1 protein-coding gene is annotated in these 742 nt (G+C 48.8%); it reads right to left on the bottom strand.

Annotated features, from left to right (window positions below; translation table 11 throughout):
- Positions 1-73: 73 nt before the first annotated feature.
- The coding region (locus tag ACTHUM_RS16430; protein ID WP_440403485.1) for an ATP-binding domain-containing protein at positions 74-742 on the bottom strand (669 nt) is incomplete at its 5' end.

Raw genomic sequence — 742 nt, 5'->3', positions numbered from 1 at the left:
GTATGTAAATTAGTGTAATCAGTCAAGCAGATTTAAACGCTTTATCCGCTTTCAGACGGCCTCTTGATTCAGGTCAAACAGAAGCCTGCATATCAGGTTGTTCAAACTGCCGTTCCAAGGCATCGGCCAATGCCGTCCTGCGTTTTTGGTGGCATCCCACAGCCTGACACAATTCCTCTGCATTTCCCCAAAACACAAAACGTTCACGCGCGCGGGTAATGGCCGTGTAAAGCAAAGCCTTATCCAATCCTCGGGCTTCCTCTTCGCCCTCCGTCGTTGCAGGCACTGACGGGGGCAACAGCCATACTTCCCGATATTCCGAACCTTGGCTCTTGTGCACCGTCATGGCAAAAGCCGATTCAAAATCGGGCAAACGGCTGATGGTAATTTTTTTGAATCCATCTTTCTCAGGAAAATAGGCAGACAAGCCATTCAACGATTCTTCATCTTTCATAATCAGCCCGATGTCGCCGTTAAACACTTCCAGCATGTAATCATTGTGGGTAATCATGATGATCTGTCCGGCAAACCAAGGCGTTTCGCCCGAAACCTTGCCTTGCCGTTGCAAATATTCTTGATAAGCCTGATTCAAATCATCCGCATCCTGCCGCCAAGCCGCCAATACCACCACATCGGCAGCATGACCATAGGCGAGTGCAACATTATTCTCTGCCACGGCCTGCCAATAATCCTGTTGCTTTTGATACAGCAAAGCAACCTGCTCTTTCAGACGGCCTGATTT

The organism is Neisseria sp. P0021.S006 (genome assembly GCF_051956895.1).
The sequence above is the reverse complement of the archived record's forward strand: the minus strand, read 5'-3'. Positions and strand labels throughout refer to the sequence as shown.